Source organism: Micromonospora sp. NPDC005173 (genome assembly GCF_040608515.1).
Classification (GTDB): Bacteria; Actinomycetota; Actinomycetes; order Mycobacteriales; family Micromonosporaceae; genus Micromonospora.
The window spans coordinates 169,069-189,473 of record NZ_JBEXIK010000008.1 but is presented as its reverse complement, the minus strand read 5'-3'; the positions used below and the strand labels follow the sequence as shown (position 1 = coordinate 189,473).

Annotated in this window: 22 protein-coding genes and 1 pseudogene; 4 read left to right on the top strand and 19 right to left on the bottom strand. The window is 73.6% G+C overall.

Features of this window, described 5'->3' with window-relative positions; translation table 11 throughout:
- Positions 1 to 134 precede the first annotated feature (134 nt).
- The gene (locus ABZV00_RS12920) at positions 135 to 1,961 is read left to right on the top strand and encodes a long-chain fatty acid--CoA ligase (RefSeq protein ID WP_355605087.1); all 1,827 of its coding nucleotides are present in this window, start codon (positions 135 to 137) and stop codon (positions 1,959 to 1,961) included.
- A 49-nt stretch (positions 1,962 to 2,010) separates the two neighbouring features.
- Here ABZV00_RS12920 and ABZV00_RS12915 read toward each other — a convergent pair.
- Together ABZV00_RS12915 and ABZV00_RS12910 are read right to left on the bottom strand one after the other, a co-directional pair.
- A pseudogene (locus ABZV00_RS12915) lies at positions 2,011 to 3,323 on the bottom strand (low temperature requirement protein A).
- Between the two features lie 133 nt (positions 3,324 to 3,456).
- Positions 3,457 to 4,914 (bottom strand): PLP-dependent aminotransferase family protein, encoded by a 1,458-nt coding sequence (locus ABZV00_RS12910; RefSeq protein ID WP_355605085.1) that lies wholly within the window; start codon positions 4,912 to 4,914, stop codon positions 3,457 to 3,459.
- Between the two features lie 59 nt (positions 4,915 to 4,973).
- On the opposite strand from ABZV00_RS12910, the gene ABZV00_RS12905 reads away from it, so the two are divergent.
- Together ABZV00_RS12905 and ABZV00_RS12900 are read left to right on the top strand one after the other, a co-directional pair.
- Entirely contained in the window at positions 4,974 to 5,636 is a 663-nt protein-coding gene (locus ABZV00_RS12905) for a hypothetical protein (RefSeq protein ID WP_355605082.1), read from the top strand.
- 101 nt (positions 5,637 to 5,737) lie between these two features.
- Complete coding sequence (locus ABZV00_RS12900) at positions 5,738 to 6,199, top strand: hypothetical protein (RefSeq protein ID WP_328418854.1); 462 nt, start codon at positions 5,738 to 5,740, stop codon at positions 6,197 to 6,199.
- 6 nt (positions 6,200 to 6,205) lie between these two features.
- On the opposite strand, the gene hisF is transcribed toward ABZV00_RS12900, so the two are convergent.
- From hisF to hisD, 12 genes are all read right to left on the bottom strand, one after another.
- On the bottom strand, positions 6,206 to 6,973 hold the full coding sequence (gene hisF / locus ABZV00_RS12895; protein WP_355605079.1) for an imidazole glycerol phosphate synthase subunit HisF: 768 nt from the start codon (positions 6,971 to 6,973) through the stop codon (positions 6,206 to 6,208).
- A 74-nt stretch (positions 6,974 to 7,047) separates the two neighbouring features.
- Positions 7,048 to 8,046, bottom strand: coding sequence for an NADP-dependent oxidoreductase (locus tag ABZV00_RS12890; protein ID WP_355605076.1), 999 nt, complete (start codon positions 8,044 to 8,046; stop codon positions 7,048 to 7,050).
- A gap of 47 nt (positions 8,047 to 8,093) precedes the next feature.
- On the bottom strand, positions 8,094 to 8,525 hold the full coding sequence (locus tag ABZV00_RS12885) for an organic hydroperoxide resistance protein (RefSeq protein WP_355605148.1): 432 nt from the start codon (positions 8,523 to 8,525) through the stop codon (positions 8,094 to 8,096).
- A 5-nt stretch (positions 8,526 to 8,530) separates the two neighbouring features.
- Positions 8,531 to 8,977 carry a MarR family transcriptional regulator gene (locus tag ABZV00_RS12880; protein ID WP_355605073.1) on the bottom strand — a complete coding sequence of 149 codons (447 nt, stop codon included), beginning with the start codon at positions 8,975 to 8,977 and terminating at the stop codon, positions 8,531 to 8,533.
- 92 nt (positions 8,978 to 9,069) lie between these two features.
- A complete protein-coding gene (locus tag ABZV00_RS12875) occupies positions 9,070 to 9,459 on the bottom strand; it encodes a RidA family protein (protein WP_355605071.1) in 390 nt (129 codons plus the stop codon).
- The gene (priA, locus tag ABZV00_RS12870) at positions 9,456 to 10,181 is read right to left on the bottom strand and encodes a bifunctional 1-(5-phosphoribosyl)-5-((5-phosphoribosylamino)methylideneamino)imidazole-4-carboxamide isomerase/phosphoribosylanthranilate isomerase PriA (protein ID WP_328418859.1); all 726 of its coding nucleotides are present in this window, start codon (positions 10,179 to 10,181) and stop codon (positions 9,456 to 9,458) included. The genes ABZV00_RS12875 and priA overlap by 4 nt, the downstream gene beginning before the upstream one ends.
- Positions 10,182 to 10,195: 14 nt before the next feature.
- On the bottom strand, positions 10,196 to 10,519 hold the full coding sequence (locus ABZV00_RS12865; protein WP_328418860.1) for a hypothetical protein: 324 nt from the start codon (positions 10,517 to 10,519) through the stop codon (positions 10,196 to 10,198).
- Positions 10,520 to 10,555: 36 nt separating this feature from the next.
- Positions 10,556 to 11,188 (bottom strand): imidazole glycerol phosphate synthase subunit HisH, encoded by a 633-nt coding sequence (gene hisH / locus ABZV00_RS12860; protein WP_328418861.1) that lies wholly within the window; start codon positions 11,186 to 11,188, stop codon positions 10,556 to 10,558.
- Positions 11,189 to 11,267: 79 nt separating this feature from the next.
- A complete protein-coding gene (locus ABZV00_RS12855) occupies positions 11,268 to 11,426 on the bottom strand; it encodes a hypothetical protein (RefSeq protein ID WP_355605156.1) in 159 nt (52 codons plus the stop codon).
- 11 nt (positions 11,427 to 11,437) lie between these two features.
- Positions 11,438 to 12,049, bottom strand: a complete 612-nt coding sequence (gene hisB, locus ABZV00_RS12850) for an imidazoleglycerol-phosphate dehydratase HisB (RefSeq protein ID WP_355605066.1) — start codon at positions 12,047 to 12,049, stop codon at positions 11,438 to 11,440.
- Between the two features lie 37 nt (positions 12,050 to 12,086).
- A complete protein-coding gene (locus tag ABZV00_RS12845; protein ID WP_328418863.1) occupies positions 12,087 to 13,175 on the bottom strand; it encodes a histidinol-phosphate transaminase in 1,089 nt (362 codons plus the stop codon).
- Positions 13,172 to 14,494, bottom strand: coding sequence for a histidinol dehydrogenase (gene hisD, locus ABZV00_RS12840; RefSeq protein WP_355605063.1), 1,323 nt, complete (start codon positions 14,492 to 14,494; stop codon positions 13,172 to 13,174). Before hisD ends, ABZV00_RS12845 begins: the two co-directional genes overlap by 4 nt.
- 105 nt (positions 14,495 to 14,599) lie before the next feature.
- Here hisD and ABZV00_RS12835 point away from each other — a divergent pair, with 105 nt between their 5' ends.
- Positions 14,600 to 15,304, top strand: a complete 705-nt coding sequence (locus ABZV00_RS12835) for an LON peptidase substrate-binding domain-containing protein (protein WP_328418865.1) — start codon at positions 14,600 to 14,602, stop codon at positions 15,302 to 15,304.
- On the opposite strand, the gene ABZV00_RS12830 is transcribed toward ABZV00_RS12835, so the two are convergent.
- The 5 genes from ABZV00_RS12830 to lspA all read right to left on the bottom strand — a co-directional run bounded on the left by ABZV00_RS12830 (position 15,219) and on the right by lspA (position 20,393).
- Positions 15,219 to 16,073: a DUF2567 domain-containing protein gene (locus ABZV00_RS12830; protein WP_355605060.1), complete on the bottom strand. Its 855-nt coding sequence runs from the start codon at positions 16,071 to 16,073 to the stop codon at positions 15,219 to 15,221. The two genes, ABZV00_RS12835 and ABZV00_RS12830, sit on opposite strands and share 86 nt — an antisense overlap.
- A 56-nt stretch (positions 16,074 to 16,129) precedes the next feature.
- Complete coding sequence (locus ABZV00_RS12825; protein WP_355605057.1) at positions 16,130 to 17,698, bottom strand: AAA family ATPase; 1,569 nt, start codon at positions 17,696 to 17,698, stop codon at positions 16,130 to 16,132.
- Positions 17,699 to 17,772: 74 nt separating this feature from the next.
- A complete protein-coding gene (locus ABZV00_RS12820) occupies positions 17,773 to 18,792 on the bottom strand; it encodes a hypothetical protein (RefSeq protein WP_355605054.1) in 1,020 nt (339 codons plus the stop codon).
- A 42-nt stretch (positions 18,793 to 18,834) separates the two neighbouring features.
- Positions 18,835 to 19,779 carry an RluA family pseudouridine synthase gene (locus ABZV00_RS12815; protein WP_328418869.1) on the bottom strand — a complete coding sequence of 315 codons (945 nt, stop codon included), beginning with the start codon at positions 19,777 to 19,779 and terminating at the stop codon, positions 18,835 to 18,837.
- Positions 19,776 to 20,393, bottom strand: coding sequence for a signal peptidase II (gene lspA, locus ABZV00_RS12810; protein ID WP_328418870.1), 618 nt, complete (start codon positions 20,391 to 20,393; stop codon positions 19,776 to 19,778). The genes ABZV00_RS12815 and lspA overlap by 4 nt, the downstream gene beginning before the upstream one ends.
- Between the last annotated feature and the right edge of the window lie 12 nt (positions 20,394 to 20,405).

The following is a 20,405-nucleotide window of genomic DNA, read 5'->3' as shown; positions in this document are numbered from 1 at the left end:
GCCGTACCGGTTGGTGGGATGGCACCCCCGGACGATCACCGGGGCTAGCCGATGTCCGGTGACAGGCAATACCCTTCGGTAACCACTTTGACGTGACGACCGTCACGCCACCACCCCCGAAGGCGGCTACAGCGATGGCTCTCGATGTCCCGTACCGCTCCATCCCGGACATGTTCCTCAAGCGCGTGGCGGCCACCCCCGACCGGCACGCGTTCGCCTCCCCGAACCCCGACAATTCGGGTCCCGTCTGGCTGACCTGGGACCAGGTCGGCCAACGCGCCAAGGCGGTCGCCGCCGGCCTGCACGGCCTGGGCGTCGGCCAGGAGGATCCGGTCGCGATCCTCGCCAACACCCGGCTGGAGTGGGTGATCGCCGACCTCGGCATCATGTGCGCCGGCGGGGCGACCACCACCGTCTACCCGACCACCGAGCCGGCGGACGCGACCTACATCATCGCCGACTCGGGTTCGAAGGTGCTGTTCGCGGAGAACCCGGCCCAGGCCGCCAAGATCGCCGGTGCCGACCTGCCCGCGCTGACCCACGTGGTGCTGCTCGACGGCGTCGCCGACGAGGCCGCCGCGATCCCCCAGCTCACGCTCGCCGACCTGGAGGAGCGGGGCACCCGTGCGCTGGCCGCCGAGCCGGATCTGATCGACATGCTGGTGGCCGGCATCGGCCCGGAGCACCTGGCCACCCTGATCTACACCTCCGGCACCACCGGTCAACCCAAGGGCGTCGAGCTGCTGCACGGCGGCTGGTGCTGGGAGGCCGTGGCGCAGGCCGAGGTCGGGCTGCTGCGCGACGACGACCTGCAGTACCTGTGGCTGCCGCTGGCCCACTCGTTCGGCAAGACGCTGCTCTGCGGCGCCATCCACGTCGGCCTGCCCACCTATGTGGACGGACGGGTGGAGAAGCTGGTCGACCTGCTCTCGGTGATCCGGCCGACGCTGATGTGCGGCGCTCCCCGGGTGTTCGAGAAGGTCTACAACAAGGCGGTGACCACCGCGCAGGGCGGCGGCGGCGCGAAGGCGAAGATCTTCGCCTGGGGCGTCCGGGTCGGCAAGGCGAAGGTGGCCCTGGAGCAGGCCGGCAAGCCGGTGCCGGCCGGGCTGAAGCTGCGCTACGGGGTGGCCGAGAAGCTGGTGTTCAGCAAGCTCCAGGCCCGCCTGGGCGGTCGGATGCGCGTACTGGTCTCCGGTGCCGCTCCGCTCAGCCCGGAGATCGCCACCTTCTTCGCCGCCGCCAACCTGCCGATCTCCGAGGGCTACGGCCTGACCGAGACCAGCGCCGGCAACTTCGTCAACCCGCCCTCGGGGTTGCAGATCGGCACGGTGGGCCGGGCGATGGGCGACCTGGAGTGCCGGATCGACACCGACGGGGAGATCCTGGTCCGTGGCCGGCCGGTGATGCGCGGCTACCACAACCTGCCGGAGGAGACCGCCGCCGCCTTCACCGAGGACGGCTTCTTCCGCACCGGTGACATCGGCAGCCTCGACGAGCAGGGCTACCTGCGGATCACCGACCGGAAGAAGGACCTGGTCAAGACCTCGGGCGGCAAGTACATCGCGCCCTCGCACATCGAGGGGATGTTCAAGGCGATCTGCCCGTACACCTCGCAGGCGATCGTCGTCGGGCAGGCCCGCAACTTCTGCACGATGCTGGTCACCCTGGACCCGGATGCGATCCAGGGCTGGGTCGCTGGTGGCCCCCTGGAGGGCCGCGACTACTCCGCCATCGTCTCCTCGCCGGAGGCCCAGGCGATGGTCGAGGAGTACGTCGCCCAGCTCAACGCCAAGCTCAACCGCTGGGAGACGATCAAGAAGGTGGCGATCCTGCCGCGCGACCTGACCATCGAGCACGGCGAGATCACCCCGTCGTTGAAGATCAAGCGCCGCGGTGTGGAGAGCAACTTCGCCGCCGAGATCGACAAGATGTACGCCGGCACCCTCGCCGAGCTCTGAGCCGACCGTCGGTGGCCTCGCACCCGCCCGGGTGCGGGGCCGCTGGCGTTCACAGGTGCCGCCCCCGCCACTGCGTCTGGTCGGCCTCGGCAGCCAGTTGCTCGGTCAGCGCCACCTCGCGCACCTGCCGGCGCAGCGGGGCATCCACCACCGTCTGCACCGCAGTGGCCGCCAGGACGACCAGACCGAGCAGCCCCAGCGCGAGCAGTTCCGGCAGTCGGGCCGCGACCGGCACCAGCACGACGATCAGCCCCACCGCCACGGCCGACGGCCAGCGCAGCGTGTCGAGCCCGCGCCACCCGAGGGCCACCAGCGCCAGCAGGTACAGGGCCACCCCGCCGTGCAGGGTCAGCAGGTCGAAGCCGGGCAGCGGCACACCCCAGCTCGGCGTGGACGGGTCTGCCGCGTCGGCGAGCAGCCCCTTGAGGCCCAGCGCGAACAGAATCGTCCCGGCCACCATCGGCAGGTGCAGGTAGGTGTACGCGCTGCGGGCCAGCGCGCAGCGCAGGTCCTGATCACGGGTCCGGTGCAGTCGCTGCTCCAGCGCCAGGGCGAGGGTGTCGAAGTACGACCACCAGAGCGCGGCGACCACGGCGACACCCAGCACCGCCGCGATGATCACCGGCCAGGTCAGCGGTAGGCCGGTGATGAACCCGGGGCCCAGCCCGAGCGAGATGATCGACTCACCGAGCGCGACCAGAATGATCAGCGCGTGCCGCTCGGCCCAGTGTCCAGCCGAGACGAGCGTCCATCCGCTGCGGCGGAGCACCAGGCCGAAGCCGTACTCGACGGCGATGGCGACCAGCCACAGCGTCAGCCGGATGCCGGTCCCGATCGGCACGTCGAACAGCCGCGGCGGCAGCAGCGGGGCGCTGACGATGAGCGCGGTGGAGATCAGCACCGGCACGGCGAGCAGCAACGAGCGGCGGCGCAGCCGCGGGTCGTACCGGACCACCCAGCCGAAGATCGCGACCTGGAACGCGCGGACCAGGAAGTAGCAGGTCACGAAGACCAGCGGGCCATACAGACCGCCGGGCGCGTCGCGGAACGCCTGGGGCATGCTCAGCGCGAAGACGAACGCCGCGGCCATGCTGGCGAAGCCGACCAACGGGACGATCCCCTGGTCGGTGCGCACCACGTTGCCGAAGGCGGCGAAGCTGGTCCAGCACCACCAGAGCAGGGCCAGCACCAGTAGGCAACGGATCAAGCCGGACGCGTTCGCATTGTCGGCGGTCAGCGTGGTGACGTTGAGGAACGCGAAACGAAGACCAGGTCGTAGAAGAGTTCCAGCCGGTTCGTGCGGGAACCGGGGGCGCCGGGCCGGATCCCGCGCGACCACCGGACCCCGCCTTCGCCGCCCATCCCGGCAGTCTGTCAGCACGGGGCGGACCGGCAGGCCCGATTGGATGACCTCGGCAGGCGGTCAGCGGCCCTGCTGGCGGGCCTGCCGCCTGCGCGGCAGCGGGACGCGCGGATGTGCGCCAGGCGGCGGGACTCAGGCGATGACGGCTGGCTCCCGCCAGCGCTGCCGGCCGGTGCGGTCCAGGTCGTAGCGGACCGCGGCGATCCGCCCCACGGCCTCCACCAGGTCGGCGGCGGGCAGGGTGAACGGCAGCCGCAGGAACCGCTCCAGGGTGCCGTCGAGGCCGAACCGAGGACCGGGCGCCAGCCGGACGCCGACCTCCTCGGCTGCCCGGGCCAGCGCGCTGGAGACCGGGCCGTCCAGCTCGGCCCAGAGCGTCACACCGCCGCGCGGCACGGTGACCCGCCAGTCCGGCAGCCGGTGCGCAAGCGCGCCGAGCAGCGCGTCGCGCTGGGCGGCGAGCTGGACGCGGCGGCCCGCGACGATGGCCGCCGCATCGGCGAGCAGGTGCACCGCGACCAGTTGGTCCAGCACGGGGCTGGCCATGTCCACACCGACCCGGACGGCGGCCAGCCGCTGCACCTGCGGCGCGGAGGCGCGTACCCAGCCGATCCGCAGGCCACCCCAGTACGGCTTGCTCATCCCGCCGATCGTGACCACCCGGGAGTGCCGGTCGAAGGTGGCCGTCGGCGGGGGCAGCTCGGTGCCGTCCAGCGGCAGGTCCACGAAGGACTCGTCGATGACCAGGTCGGTGCCGACGGCGTGGGCGGCGGCCACCACCCGCTCACGCAGCGACGCCGGCATCAGGTGCCCGGTCGGGTTCTGGAACTCCGGGATCAGGTAGGCCAGCTTGGGCCGGGTCTGCCGGAGGCTGCCCAGCAGCAGATCGGACTCCCAGCCGCCGGCGTCGGCGGCCAGGCCGTGAGTGGTGATCCGGGCGCGCCGGCCGGCCAGCGCGGCGAGGGCGTTGGGGTAGGTCGGGGACTCGACCAGCACGCTGCCGCCGGGGGCCAGGGCGAGCCGCAACACCAGGTCCAGTGCGTGCTGGGTGCCGCTGGTGACCATGATCTGGTCGGCCGAGGTGGGTAGGCCCCGGGCGGTGTACCCGTCGGCCACGGCCTCGCGCAGCTCGATGATGCCGGTCGGGTGGTAGCCGGCCCCGCCCAGGTAGCGGGGCAGGTCCTCGGCGGCGGCCCGGGCGGCCGCCAGCAGTTGCGGCGGGGCGGCCAGCGCGGCGACGCCGAGGTCGATCATCTCCCGGTCGTCCAGCGGGGTCCAGAGGCCGGTGCTGGCCACCCGGTGGTTGCCGGGCAGCATGGTCCAGCTCCCGGCGCCCCGACGGCTGGCCAGGTGCCCGGTCTCGCGCAGCTGCCGGTACGCGGCGGTGACCGTGGTGCGGCTGATCCGCAGCGCCTCGGCCAGCTCCCGTTCGGCCGGCAGGCGGACACCCAGCGGTAGCCGGCCGTCGGCGAGCAACCCGCGCACCGTGCTGGCCAGGGCGGCGTAGTCGGGGCTGCGCCGCCGACCCGGCAGGGCGTGCCACTGCCCGAGCAGGCGGGCCAATTGGACGCCCCTCAGCTCACCCGCCATGGCCACTCCTCCGATATTGGCTTCTCCCTCCGGGAGGATTGGCACCTAGGGTGGCATGCATGGCACTGATTGGCAATCTCCGGCACCGGCCGGCGCGACGGTTGGCCCAGCTCTACGTCGGGCTGGTCCTCTACGGGGTCAGCATGGCCCTGATGATCCGCTCCGGCCTGGGCCTGGACCCGTGGGACGTGTTCCACCAGGGGTTGTCCGAGCTGACCGGGCTCTCCTTCGGCACGGTCACCATCGCCGTCGGCGCGCTGGTGTTGCTGCTCTGGATCCCGCTACGGCAGCGGCCCGGTCTCGGCACGGTCAGCAACGTGGTGGTGATCGGCCTGGTGGTGGACGCCACACTGGCCCTGCTGCCGTCCGGCGGCCCGCTCGGCGTGCGGATCGCGCTGCTGGTTACCGGGATCGTCGCCAACGGGGCCGCCACCGGAATGTATCTCGGCGCCCGGTTGGGCCCGGGCCCGCGCGACGGGTTGATGACCGGCTTCGTGGCCCGCCGGCCCGGCTGGTCGATCCGGCTGGTGCGCACGGTCATCGAGGTCACCGTGCTGGCGCTGGGCTGGCTGCTCGGCGGCACGGTCGGCCTGGGGACCGTCGCGTACGCGCTGGCCATCGGTCCGCTGGCCCAACTCTTCATCCCGCTGTTCGCGGTGCCCGAACCGGACACCGCCGCACCCGTGCCGGCGACCGCCGCGCCGGCCACGCCGGCCGTCTGAGGCCTCACCGACCGTTCGCGGACCGGCACGCCACGGTGGTGCGGCGGGCCGGATGGTGGGTGGGTGTTCCCTTCCGCGACGCTCGCCGTCATCATCTCTGCATGGGGGAGAACGGTTGGCGCTGGACCGATGCCTGGATCTTCGTGTCGCTGGTCATCGCGAGCGGGGCGGGGCGGCACCGTCGGTCGGCCACCAGCCGCCGGCCGGAGGGCGTCCGCCTGACCGACGTGCTCTCCACCGCCGATCACCTCAATCACGCGATCCCGCAGCGCCACGAGGTGGAGGCCGCGGTCCAGCGGCTGGTCGGCGCCGGGCTGGTCAGCGTCACGGACGGCTGGTTCCGGATCACCGCCGACGGCGAGCAGCTCTGGCGCACCAGGCCGCGCGCCGGGGTGGCGACCATGGTGGACACCGTGCAGGGCGTGCTGAGCCGCCGGCACGCGCCGGCCAGCGCCGACTGGAGCCTGGACGAGGCCGACCACGCGGCGGCCGTCCAGGAGTACATGGTCCGCTCGATCCCCACCCCCCGGCGTTCGCCGGAGGGTCAGTCCGGCGGGTACTGACCGGGCTCAGCGCACCGGGTGGCCGCCGCGGCGCAGCACGTCCTTGACCTCGGCCACGGTCAGCTCGCCGAAGTGGAACACGCTGGCGGCGAGCACCGCGTCCGCGCCGGCGGCGATCGCCGGTGGGAAATGCGCCACCTCGCCGGCGCCGCCGCTGGCGATCACGGGCACGTCCACCACCGCCCGTACCGCGGCGATCAGTTCCAGGTCGAAGCCCGCCTTGGTGCCGTCGGCGTCCATCGAGTTGAGCAGGATCTCCCCCGCGCCCAGCTCGGCCCCTCGCTGCGCCCAGTGCACCGCGTCGATCCCGGTGCCGCGCCGGCCGCCGTGCGTGGTGACCTCGAAGCCGCTGGGCGTGCTGCCGGCCGGGGCCCGGCGCACATCGAGGGAGAGCACCAGCACCTGCCGGCCGAACCGGTCGGCGATCTCGGCGATCAGCTCCGGCCGGGCGATGGCTGCGGTGTTCACGCCGACCTTGTCCGCGCCAGCGCGCAGCAGAGTGTCCACGTCAGCGACCTGCCGGATCCCGCCGCCGACGGTCAGCGGTATGAACACCGACTCGGCGGTGCGGCGCACCACGTCGAGCATGGTGCCCCGGTCGCTGGAGGACGCGGTGACGTCGAGGAAGGTCAGCTCGTCCGCGCCGGCCCGGTCGTAGGCGGCGGCCAGCTCCACCGGGTCGCCGGCGTCGCGTAGGTCGAGGAAGTTGACCCCCTTGACCACCCGCCCGGCGTCCACGTCCAGACAGGGGATCACGCGCACCGCCACCGTCATGCCGCGAAGCCTATCCTCCGCGCACGGCACGGCGGCCGACCCGTTCGGGCCGACCGCCGTGAACGAGGTCTGGGTCACACCCGGACGAGCATCTTGCCCAGGTTCTCGCCGCGCAACAGGCCGAGGAACGCCGCCGGGGCGTTCTCGATGCCGTCCACGATCGTCTCGTCGTAGGAGAGCTGGCCCTCGCGCAGCCAGCCGGCGACGTCCCGGACGAACGCCTCCCGCACGTGGCCGTGGTCGCGGACCAGGAAGCCGCGCAGGGTGAGCCGCTTGCCGATGACCAGCGCCAGGTTGCGCGGCGCGGCCGGCGGCTCGGTGTCGTTGTACTGCGCGATCATCCCGCAGATGGCCGCCCGGCCGTGCAGGTTCATCGCCGAGATCGCCGCCTCCAGGTGATCGCCGCCGACGTTGTCGAAGTAGACGTCGACGCCGTCCGGGGCGGCCGCCCGCAACGAGTCGCGGACCGGCCCGTCGTGGTAGTCGAAGGCGGCGTCGAAGCCCAGCGCCCGCAGCCGCTGCACCTTGGCCGCCGAGCCGGCGCTGCCGACGACCCGGCCGGCGCCCTTGAGCTTGGCGATCTGGCCGACCAGGCTGCCCACCGAGCCCGCCGCGGCGGAGACGAAGACCGTCTCGCCCGGCTTCATCGCGGCCACCTCGAGCAGCCCGGCGTACGCGGTCATCCCGGTCATGCCCAGCACGCTGAGGTACGCACTGACCGGGGCCAGGCTCGGGTCGACCTTGCGGGCGGCGCTGGCGTCGAGCAGCGCGTACTCCCGCCAGCCCAGCCCGTGCAGCACGGTGTCGCCGACCGCGACGTCGGCGGCCTCGCTGGCCACCACCTCGCCGATCGCCCCGCCGTCGAGTGGCGCGTCGAGCGCGTACGGCGGCACGTACGACTTGACGTCGTTCATCCGGCCGCGCATGTACGGGTCAACCGACATGTACTGGTTGCGGACCACGATCTGGCCCGGGCCGGGCGTCGGGACGTCGGTCTCGACGAGCCGGAAGGTCTCCTCGGTGGGCCAGCCCTGGGGCCGGCTGGCCAGGTGGATCTCACGGTTGCTGGTCACGGGGGTGGTCGTCCTCTCGTCCGCGGTCGGGGCCTGGGTCGGCGACGTCACGCCGCCAGGGTCTCGCGGACGGTCAGCGTGACGTCGACGTTGCCGCGGGTGGCGTTGGAGTACGGGCAGACCTGGTGGGCCTGCTCGACCACCTGCTCGGCGAGCTCCCGGGGAACGGCGGGCAGGTCGACGACGAGCTGCACGGTGAGCCCGAAGCCGCCGTTGCCGTTGGGGCCGATGCCGACCTCGGCGGCGACGACCGACCCGGTCACGTCGGCCTTGGCCCTGCGGCCCACCAGCCGCAGCGCGGAGTGGAAGCAGGCCGCGTAGCCGGCGGCGAAGAGCTGCTCGGGGTTCGCGGCACCACCGGCGCCACCCATCTCCTTCGGCACGGCAAGGTCGAGGGCGAACGTGCCGTCGGAGGTCTCGACGCGGCCGTCCCGGCCGTCGCCGCTGGCCGTGGCGGAAGCGGTGTAGAGCACCTGCATGATGGTCACTGCTCCTTCTGTCGATGGATGGTGTCGGTGACCCGGGTGAGGGTGTCACGCAACGCGACAAGCTCGTCGATGCCCAGCCCGGTGGCCTGGGCGATCCGCAGCGGGACGTCGCAGAGCTGCTGCCGCAGCGCGCGGCCCTGCTCGGTGAGGCCCACCTCGACCCGCCGCTCGTCGCGCGCCGACCGCCGCCGCACCACCAGGCCCGCCCCCTCCAGTCGCTTGAGCAGCGGGGAGAGCGTGCCGGAGTCCAGCCGCAGCTCGGCACCGAGCTCGGAGACCGTGGGGGCGTCGTCGGGGCGCTCCCAGAGCACCAGCAGCACCAGGTACTGCGGGTAGGTCAGCCCGAAGCCGTCGAGGATCGGCCGGTAGACGTCGGTCAGGGCGCGCGACGCGGCGTAGAGCGCGAAGCACACCTGCCGGCGCAGCACCAGGTCATCGGTCACCGGCAAACCGTAGCCCACAATTAAGTTGTGCACAACCTATCGGGCCGAGGTTCGGCCAGGACGGCGATCACCGCGGGACCACCACCACCGCCTCAGCGGTCGGCGAGATACGCCTCCAGCTCCACCTCGACCAGGTGCTCCGGGTCCAGCAGGCCGGCCACCACCACCAGCGTCGCCGCCGGCCGGACCGCGCCGAAGACCGCGTTGTGCGCCCGACCAACCTCGTCCGCGTGCAGCCGATCGGTCACGTACATCCGGGTACGGACCACGTCGCCCGGCTCCGCGCCCACCTCGGCGAGCGCGGCCAGCCCGATCCGCAGCGCCTGTGCGGTCTGCGCGGCCGGGTCCCCGACGTGCACCACCCGGCCGTCCACCGTGGCCGTGCAGCCGGCCGTCCAGGCCAGATTGCCGGCCCGGACCACCCGGGAGTAGCCGTACCGCTGCTCCCACGGCCCGCCCGAGCCGAGACGGGTGACCGTCACGACTCGGCCAGCGTCCGCAGCGCCTCGGCCACCGTGAAGGCGCCCGCGTAGAGCGCCTTACCGGCGATCACGCCCTCCACCCCGAGCGGCTCCAGGGCGGACAGCGCCCGCAGGTCGTCCAGCGTGGACACACCACCGGAGGCGATCACCGGCCGGTCCGTACGACCGCACACCTCGCGCAGCAGGTCCAGGCTCGGCCCGCGCATGGTGCCGTCCTTGGTGATGTCGGTGACCACGTACCGGCAGGCGCCCGCCTTGTCCAGCCGCTCCAGCACCTCGTACAGGTCACCGCCGTCGCGGGTCCAGCCGCGTGCGGAGAGGGTACGGCCGCGCACGTCCAGCCCGATGGCGACCCGGTCGCCGTACTCCCCGACCACCCGGTCGCACCAGACCGGGTCCTCCAGGGCAGCGGTGCCGATGTTCACCCGGGCCGCCCCGGTGCCCAGCGCCGCGCGCAGCGACTCGTCGTCGCGGATGCCACCGGACAGCTCCACCTTCACGTCGAGCTGGCGCACCACCTCGGCGAGCAGGTGCGCGTTGGTGCCCCGCCCGAACGCCGCATCCAGGTCGACCAGGTGGATCCACTCGGCGCCGTCGCTCTGCCAGGCCAGCGCGGCGTCCAGCGGGTCACCGTAGATGCTCTCGCTTCCGACGGCGCCCTGCACGAGCCGGACGGCCCGGCCGTCGGCGACGTCCACGGCGGGTAACAGGGTGAGGCTCAACGTCTTCTCCTCGATCAGGTACGACGGTCCAGGGCGATCACGACGATCGCCGGCAGTACGAGCAGCAGCAGCGCGATCAGCGCGATACGCAACGCCAGATCGTCCACGAACGTCCAGAGCAGGATCACCGCCGCCGCGGTGAGCAGCACGATCGCGGCCCGCTCACCCCGGGTGTGCCGAGCCAGCCGACCGGATCGGCCCCGCCGCACCTGCGGCGTCAACCGGCGGACCAGCGCCCGGCGGCGCTGCCGGCGGGCCACCCGGCGCTGCCGGACCGCCCGCTCCCGGGCCTGCTCCGCCTCACGCTCCGCCCGACGACGGGCCCGTTCCCGGCTCACCGCGATCCCCGTCGGGCGGGCGCCGGGCGTTTGCGCTCAGTCACCACTGGGCAGCGTGGCGAGCCAGTTGCGCAGCAGCGCGGCACCGGTGTCGGCGGACTTCTCCGGATGGAACTGAGCCGCCGACAGCGAACCGAGCTCCACCCCGGCGACGAAGTCGGCCTCGTGGTGGGCCGTGGTCACCACGGCGCCAGCGGCGGCCAGCGCGGACGGGTCGCCCACCGCGTACGAGTGGACGAAGTAGAACCGGCTCTGCGCCGGCAGACCAGCGAAGAGCACCGACTCCCGCGGCGCCCGGACCGTGTTCCAGCCCATGTGCGGCAACCGGGTGGCGGCCAGCCGGGTAACCCCGCCGGGCAGCAGCCCAAGCCCCTTGGTCACCACACCGTGCTCGTCGCCGTGCTCGAAGAGCACCTGCATGCCCACGCAGATGCCGAGCACCGGCCGCCCGGCGGCCACCCGCTCAGCGATCACCGGACCGGCGCCGAGCGCCTCGATCCCGGCCATGCACGCGGCGAAGGCACCCACCCCCGGCACCACCAGACCATCCGCGGCAGCAGCGGCCGCCAGGTCGTCGGTCACCCGCACGGCCGCGCCGGCGGCGGCCAACGCCCGCTCCGCCGAGCGCAGGTTGCCCGAGCCGTAGTCGAGCACCACCACGTCGCTCATGTCGTCAACCGTCTCACGCTCACCCGGCGCCACCTCTCGTTCGCGACTGCGGGGCTCCGCTGCGCCGCACTCCTCGCGCTCACGCGTCCCCCGGGAGCAGCCAGAGCACGCCGCCGATCGTAGCGAGCACGGCGAGCAACGCGGTGATCACCACGGCAGCCCTCGACGCGCCCTGGCGGTACAGCGACCAGGCGCCGCCCACCAGCACCCCGGCCAGGATCAGCAACAACGTCGGCAAAGCGCCACCCATTAGAGAGCCCCCTTCGTGCTCGGGATCGCGCCCGCCGCTCGCGGGTCGATCGCGGTGGCCTCGCGCAGCGCGCGGGAGACCGCCTTGAACTGCGCCTCCACCACGTGGTGCGCGTCCGGGTGACCGCCCGGCCGGGCCGCCCGCAGCACGTCGACGTGCAGGGTGATCCGGGCCGCCTGGCCGAAGGACTCCCAGATGTGCCGGGTCATGCTGGTCGGGTACACCGGGCCGATGTACGGCGCGAGCACCGGCTCGTCGTGCACCACGTACGGCCGGCCGGACAGGTCCACCGCGGCCCGGACCAGCACCTCGTCCATCGGGACGGTCGCCGAGCCGTACCGCCGGATGCCGGCCTTGTCGCCCAGCGCCTGGTCGAACGCGGTGCCCAGGGCGAGCGCCGTGTCCTCCATGGTGTGGTGCGCGTCGATCTCCAGGTCGCCCACGGTGCGCACGGTCAGGTCGTAGCCGCCGTGCCGGGCGATCTGGTGCAGCATGTGGTCGTAGAAACCCACGCCGGTGCTGATCTCGGCCGTTCCGGTGCCGTCGAGGTCGATCTCGACGAGCACTTTGGTCTCCTTGGTGATCCGCTCCACCCGGGCGGTCCGGCTCATTGCTCACCTCTCGGTCGCGACTGCGGGTCTCGCACGCTCACTCCCCGCGCTCCGATGGCAGTCTCTCCATCGCGGCTAGGAAGGCGTCAGTTTCGGCGGGGGTGCCGGCGGTGACCCGCAGCCAGCCGGGCAGGCCGACGTCGCGGACCAGCACACCCTGCTCCAGCAGAACGCGCCAGGCGGTGGCCTGGTCACCGCCCACCTCGAAGAGCACGAAGTTGGCGTCGCTGTCGGCCACCCGCAGGCCGCGCCCGCGCAGCGTCGCCACGATCCGGTCCCGCTGCACCATGATCGCGCTCACCGTACCGAGCAGGGCGTCGCGGTGGGCCAGCGCCGCGCGGGCGGCGGCCTGGGTCAGCGCGGAGAGGTGGTACGGCAGCCGGACCAGCTGCACGGCCTGCACCACCGCCGCGTCGGCGGCCAGGTAGCCCAGCCGCCCGCCGGCGAAGCCGAACGCCTTGCTCATCGTCCGGGTGACCACCAGCCGCGGATGCCCGGGCAGCACGGCGAGGGCGCTGACCGTGCCGGGCCGGGCGAACTCGGCGTACGCCTCGTCGACCACCACCATGCCGGACGCGGCGTCGAGCACCGCGGCGACCACCGCCGGGTCCAGCGCGGTGCCGGTCGGGTTGTTCGGCGAGCAGAGGAAGACCACGTCGGGCCGGTGCTCGCGGACCTGGGCCACCGCCTCGTCGGCGGTCAGCCCGAAGTCGACGCCGCGCCGCACCGGCACCCACCGGGTGCCGGTGCCGAGCGCCAGCAGCGGGTGCATCGAGTACGCCGGGACGAAGCCGAGCGCACTGCGACCCGGACCGCCGAACGCCTGGAGCAGCTGCTGCTGGATCTCGTTGGAGCCGTTGGCCGCCCACACCTGCTCGACGGTGAGCCCGTGCCCGAGGTAACCGGCCAGGTCGGCGCGGAGCGCCACGGCGTCCCGGTCCGGGTAGCGGTTCAGCTCGCGCAGCTCGGCCGTGAGTGCCTTGCCGATCGCCTCGACCACCGGTTCGGGCACCGGGTAGGAGTTCTCGTTGGTGTTCAGCCGCACCGGCACGTCCAGCTGCGGCGCTCCGTACGGCGACAGCCCGCGCAGGTCGTCGCGGATCGGCAGGTCGTCGAGCGAGCTCACGCCGACCCTCCCGGGAAGCGGGCCCGGACCGCCTGGCCGTGCGCGGGCAGGTCCTCCACAGTGGCCAGGGTGACCACGTGCGGGGCCACCTCGCGCAGCGCGTCCTCGGTGTATTCGATCAGGTGCACGCCGCGCAGGAACGACTGCACGGACAGCCCCGAGGAGTGCCGGGCGCAGCCACCGGTGGGCAGCACGTGGTTGGAGCCGGCGCAGTAGTCGCCGAGCGACACCGGCGACCAGGCGCCCACGAAGATCGCCCCCGCGTTGCGTACCCGCAGCGCCCACTCCCGGGCGTCGACCGTCTGGATCTCCAGGTGCTCGGCCGCGTACGCGTCGACCACCCGCAGCCCGGCCTCAAGGTCGTCGACCAGGACCACGCCGCTCTGCTCACCGGTCAGCGCGGCGGTCACCCGCTCGGTGTGCTTGGTCGCCGGCACCTGCCGGGCCAACTCCCGCTCGACCGCCTCGACCAGCGCCACCGACGGGGTGACCAGCACGCTCGCGGCGAGCGGGTCGTGCTCGGCCTGACTGATCAGGTCGGCGGCGACGTGGGCTGGATCGGCCGTGTCGTCGGCCAGGATGGCGATCTCGGTCGGCCCGGCCTCGGCGTCGATGCCGACCACACCACGCAGCAGCCGCTTGGCGGCGGTCACCCAGATGTTGCCCGGGCCGGTGACCAGGTCCACCGGCTCGCAGCGCGCCTCACCCGCCGGGTCGACCGCGGCGCCGTACGCCAGCATCGCCACCGCCTGGGCACCGCCCACGGCGTAGACCTCGTCGACGCCGAGCAACGCGCACGCGGCGAGGACCCGGGGGTCGGGCAGGCCACCGTTGTCCTTCTGTGGTGGGCTGACCACCACCAGCGAGCGCACCCCGGCCGCCTGGGCCGGCACCACGTTCATCACGACAGTCGACGGGTACATGGCCAGCCCGCCGGGGACGTACAGGCCCACCCGGTCGACCGGCAGCCACCGCTCGGTGACCGTGCCGCCGGGCACCACCTGCGTGGTGTGCTCGGTGCGCCGCTGGTCGGCGTGCACACGGCGGGTGCGGCTGATCGACTCCAGCAGCGCGGCGCGCACCTCCGGGTCGAGCACCCCCTCGGCCTCGGCGATCGCCTCGACCGGCACCCGCAGCACCTCGGGCGAGACGCCGTCGAACCGCTCACTGGCCTCCCGGATCGCCGGGTACCCATGCTCCCGGACCGCCTCCACCAGTGGCCGGATCCGCTCGACGGCCACCGACACGTCGAGCTGGGCACGGGGCAGCAGGCGGCGCGGGTCACCGAGACCATTGCGCAGGTCGATCCGATTCAGCACCCTTGCGAGTCTAGGCGGCCGGTCCGGAGCCCACCCGGGCCGCCCGCCAGCCGGGACGGTGAGCCGGGCCACGCCGACGCGGTCAGGATTGGCTAGGCTCGACCTGTGACCGCACGGCTGCCGGTGTTCCCGCTCGCAACGGTGCTCTTTCCCGGGTTGGTGCTACCGCTGCACATCTTCGAGGAGCGCTACCGGGCTCTGGTCCGGCACCTGGTCGACCTGCCCGAGGGTGCGCCGCGCGAGTTCGGGGTGGTGGCCATCCAGGCTGGCTGGGAGGTCGCGCCGACCGGGCCAGGCACGCGGGCGACGCCCGTCAGCGGCGACGTCACCCTGCACGAGGTGGGCTGCACCGCCGAGCTGCGCCAGGTGACCAAGCTACCCGACGGCGGCTTCGACATCGTCACGGTCGGCCGGCGCCGGTTCCGGGTCGCCGACGTCGACGACCGCTCCGCGCCCTACCTGACCGCCGAGGTCGAGTGGCTGCCCGAGCCGGCCGGCTCGGATGAGGTGGCCGACCTGCTCGCCGCCCGGGTGATCGCCGTGTTCCGGCAGTACCTGGGCCTGATCCGGTCCGACCCGGAGGAGATCTCCGAGCAGTTGCCGGAGGACCCGACCGTGCTCTCCCACCTGGTGGCGGCCACCGCGGCGCTGACCGTCGACGACCGGCAGCGGCTGCTGGCGATCGACGACACCGCCGCCCGGCTCCGTGCCGAGTTGCGGCTGCTCAACCGCGAGGCGGCTCTGCTGCGCCAGGTGCGGGCGGTTCCGGTGCCGCTGGCGGAGTTGGCGTCCCCGCCAACGCCCAATTGAACGCGGTCGGGTCGGGCTCCGGCTCCGGGCGCAGTGACGGCCAGCGCGACCAGCCGGCCAGCAGGGTGTACATGATCGCGGCGCCGAACGCCGGCAGCAGCAGGTTGCCGTGCGGCACCGGCAGCACGCCGAGCAGCCAGTCGACCCCGCCGGCCCGCAGGTCGGCGGGTTTGCTGAAGGCCTGGCCGGGCGGGGCGGTGTCCAGCAGCCGGTCGAAGGTGGCCCGGCCGACCCGCCGGCCCACCTGCCAGGCCACCGGCGCGGCAGCCAGTGCGCCCAACACGGCGGCGAGCAGCCCGACCGGGCCACGCCACCTGCGCAGCACGAACCACAGGACGAGCGCCGCGAGCACCCCGAAGGCGAGCCCGAGCACGCTGAACCAGCCGTCGGCGGCGATCGGCTGCTCCGGCTGCGGCTCGGCGTAGATCGCCCCCTCGGCGGTCTTGAGCACCGGGGTGTCCGGCGCGAGGGCGGCCCAGAGCAGCCCGAGCGGTGCACCCAGCACGGCCAGCGCGAGAGCGGTCCCGAGCACCGTCGCCGCGACCCGCATCCGGCGAGGCGGCTGGTCGGCGCCCTGCTCCAGCGAGCTCTGGTACGCGGCCGAGGGCGGAGAACCGGCCGGGTCGAACCCGGCTGGCGGCAACGGTCGGTCCGGCGGTGGCACGGCCGTCGGCTCGGCCGACGACGGTGTCGCACCTGACGCGCCGGGCGGCGCGGGCCGGTCGGTGTCGTCGACGGGCCGCTCAGGGTCGGGGGTGTCCGGGCTCACCCGATGATCCTCTCAGGCGCGGTGGGGGGCCGGGGCGCCGGTGGCCCCAGACCAGCTCACCGGGCGAACGGCTCCACCATCATCGCCGCCGCGTGCAGCCACGCCTGCCGGGTCTCCGGCTGTAGCTGGTGGTACTCGATCGAGGAGCCGGTCTCCAGTGCCGGGTCGTACGGCACCACGGCCACCCCGCGGGTCCGGGTGGCGAAGTGCCGCTCCAGGTCGTCCTGCAGCGGCAGGCGGCCCGGCGTCGGGCAGGAGATGAGGGTGATCGCGTTGTCGGCCAGCTCTCCCATGCCCTCCTCGTGCAGCAGATCGAGCATCCAGTCGGCGCTGAACGCGGCGTCCTCACGCGGCACGGTGGTCACCACCAGCTGGTCGGCGGCCTGCATCACGGTGCGCCAGTTGGCGCTCTCCACGTTGTTGCCGGTGTCCACACAGACCACGTCGTGGGTACGCCGGAGCAGCTCCAGCACCCGCCGGACGGTGAACTGGTCCAGTCGCTGGGCGAAGCGTGGGCTCTCCTCTCCGGCCAGCACGTCGTACGAGCCGTCGGAGGCGTGCCGCAGGTAGTCGTCCAGCCGCTCCAGCAGGGTCGAGCCCTCCAGGATCTCGATCTGGGCCAGGTCGGTGATCAGGTGGCGGATGGTCCGGGCGTGTCGGGCACTGCCGGCGCGCAGCCCGAGGGTGCCGCGCAGCTCGTTGTCGTCCCAGGCCAGCACGCCCTGCCCGCGGACGCTGCCGACCGTGGCAGCGGCGAGCACGGTCGCGGTGGTCTTGTGCACCCCGCCCTTGGGGTTGGCGAACGCGAACACCCGGGGGGTGCCCAGCTCCCGGCGGAGCACGCCGCTGACCCGCTCCAGCTCCGGGTCGACACCCTGCGGGCGCCACTCGATACGGGCCGGGTAGCCGCGCTCCGCGATCGCCGAGCCGACCGCCGGGGCGGCTGGCGGGATGACCGGCGGGGTCGGCGTGACCGGCGGAGCGGGCGGGGCCGGCGGGTAGCCGATCTCCGGCTGGTAGCCGGTCTCCAGCAGCGCGTACCGGGACTCCACCGGCGGGCTGCCGTTGCGGTAGCCGTTGTCCAGCAGCGCGTAGCGCGACTGGACCGGCTCGGCCCGGCTCGGCGGCGGCTCGGGTTCGGGTTCGGCCCGGTACACCGGCTCCGCCCGGTACGCCTGCTCGGCCCGATAGTCCGGCTCCGCCCGGTACACCGGCTCGGCCCGATAGTCCGGCTCCGCCCGGTACGCGGGCTCCGCCCGATAGTCCGGCTCCGCCCGGTACGCGGACTCCGCCCGGTAGTCCGGCTCGGCCCGGTACGTCGGCTCGGCACGGTAGGCGGGGTCGACCCGATAGGTCGCCTCGGCCCGGTAACCGGGCTCCGCGCCGTACGACAGCTCGGCCGGATGCCCGATGGCCGATGCCCGACCGGAGTAGCCGTTGGGGTTCGCGCGCTGCGGCAGGGGAGCCGGGGGTGGCTCCTCGGCCCGCCGCTCGGGCTCGGCCTGCTCAGCGGCGCGGCTGCCGTGCCGGGCGCGGTCCAGCAATGCCCGCCACCTCGGCGCTGGTTCGGCCGGCCGGCCCCAGCCGGTCTCACTGCCCTCCACGGCCCGCCCTCCCAGCGCCATCGATCTCCGTCTGACAGGCTACGAAGGAAACCCTATTCGGACCACACCACGGCGTGCACATCACCCGGCGCGGATCACGACGGGCTGGGTGCCAGCGGCGCGGAACCGGTGGCGTCCGGGGAGGTCGCGACGGTCGGCGGGGCCGGCTCGGTGGGCTCCACCGACGACGGCTCGGGTGACGGGATCGTCACGACCGGTGCGGGTTCCGACGATTCGCCCATCGGCGCCTGGGACACCGGCGCCGGCTCCCCGCGCCCGTCCGAGGTCGGGTCCGGGGTCGGCCCGCTGTCGGCCGGCGGGCGGACCACGTCGTGCTGCTCGGGCAACGGCGGCGTGAAGACGGTGCGGTCCAGCCGGTACACCTCGGGGGCGGGGTCGACCGCCCGCACGTCCGGCCGGGCAGCCACCCCGCGCAGGACCCCCGGCGTCGCCCGCACCACCGCCGCGTAGACGCAGGCGCAGCCGGTGCGGTACGCCGCCGCCTCGGCCGCCGCCACGTCCGCGCCGCTGGCGTACCCCTCGCGCAACTCCCGCTCGGCGGCACCGTCGCCGCTCACCGCGGCGGCCCTGGCCCGGTAGTCGGCGGCCTCGGTGTCCTTACGGACGGCCACCTGCTCCATCCCGGCGACCACGTCGTCCGGCACCCGCAGCGCGGGAATCTTCACGATCTCGGTCTGCCGCCCGGGCAGCGGCACCCGCCCGAAGACCGTCGAGACCGGCACGTCGCCGAGCACCGCCGCCAGTCGCTGCGGAGGCAGGTACGCGCCCAGCGTGACCAGGGCGTAGGTCCCGTCCCCGGTGGCCGGGGCCGCCGTCGGCAGCGCGGCCAGGTCGGCGGCGGCGGACCGCAGGTAGCCGGGGACGGAGTCGCCGTCGACGACTCCGACCCGGGTCACCTCGCCCACCGTCCGGTCGCCGACCGGAGTGTCGTCGGCGGCCCAGACCGCGGTGCCCAGCACCGCCGCCGTGGAGAGCAGAGCGGCCCAGGTGAGCACCCCGAACCGCGCCGACCGGTCATTCAGCCGGCCCACGGCCCGGGTCAGCGGCGGCAGCAGCCGTTGGTCCAACTGCCGCAGCAGGTCGCCGGCGCGCACGGGCGGGATCCCCTCGTCGGATCGGTGTCGGGTGGCCGCCGCTCAGTCACGCAGGACCTGAAGCGCGCGTTCCAGGTCGTCAGGGTAGTCGCTGACGAACCGGACCTCGTCCCCCGTTCGGGGGTGCAGGAAGCTCAATTCGCGAGCGTGCAGCCACTGTCGGGCCAGCCCGAGCCGGGCCGAGAGGGTGGGGTCGGCACCGTAGGTGAGGTCGCCCACACAGGGGTGCCGCAGAGTGGAGAAGTGCACCCGGATCTGGTGGGTCCGGCCGGTCTCCAGTCGGACGTCGACCAGGCTGGCCGCCGGGAACGCCTCCAGCGTGTCGTAGTGGGTGATGCTCGGCTTGCCGCCGGAGACCACGGCCCAACGGTAGTCGTGGGTGGGGTGCCGGTCGATCGGCGCGTCGACGGTGCCGCGCAGCGGGTCCAGGTGCCCCTGCACCACCGCGTGGTAGCCCTTGTCCACCTCGCGGTACTTGAAGGCCCGCTTCAACGCGGTGTACGCCTGCTCGCTCTTGGCCACCACCATGATCCCGGTGGTGCCCACGTCGAGCCGGTGCACCACACCCTGCCGCTCGGCCGCGCCGCTGGTGGAGATGCGGTGCCCGATCGCCGCCAGCGCGCCGATCACCGTCGGGCCGGTCCAGCCCGGGCTCGGGTGCGCGGCCACGCCCACCGGCTTGTCCACCACCACGATGTCGTCATCGGCGTACACCACCCGCAGGCCGGGCACCGCCTGCGGCACCATGGTCGGTGGTGCGACCGGCGCCGGCAGCGTGACATCCAGCCACGAGCCGGCCTTGACCTTGTGCGAGTTGGGCCGGGCCGTGCCGTCGACCAGCGCGTCCCCGGCATCGACCAGGGCCGCGGCGGCGGTGCGGGAGAGCCCGAACAGCCGGGACACCGCCTGGTCCAGTCGCATCCCCTCGAGGCCGTCGGGCACGGGCAGTGAACGGTGGTCGCCGCCAGCGGCGAACGCGGAGGTCACGCCCGCTCCCGCTGGTCGGCGCCGTGGGTGGCTTCGCTCGCGTCGGTTGGCTTGCCGTCGCGACCGACCCGCCGGCCGTCACGCTGACGGCCCGTCAGCTCCAGCAGCACGGCCAGCAGCACGCCGCACACCAGCGAACTGTCGGCCAGGTTGAACACCGGCCAGACCTGGCCGTACGGGTCGAAGAGGCTGATCATGTCGACCACGTGCCCGTGGAAGGGGGAGGGCGCCCGGAAGATCCGGTCGATGAGGTTGCCCAGCGCGCCGCCGAGCACCAGGCCGAGTGAGATCGCCCAGGGCAGCGAGCGCAGCCGCAGTGCCATCCAGACGATCCAGCCGACCACACCGATGGTGATCAGCGGGAAGACCCAGGTGTGGTCCGAGCCGATGCTCCACGCCGCACCGCTGTTGCGGGTCAGGCTCAGGTAGACCAGTCCGCCGAGCAACCGGACCGGCTCCCGGTCGGTCAGCGCGGCCAGCGCGAGGTGCTTGGTGACCAGGTCGGCCAGCAGGGCCACCAGGGCGACTCCGGCGAGGATCGCGATGGCCCGGGGCCGGCGTTTACCCCCGCCCGGGTCGGTGCGGCCGGGTTCGGCGGACGGTGCTGCGGTCATGCGCTCCCCATC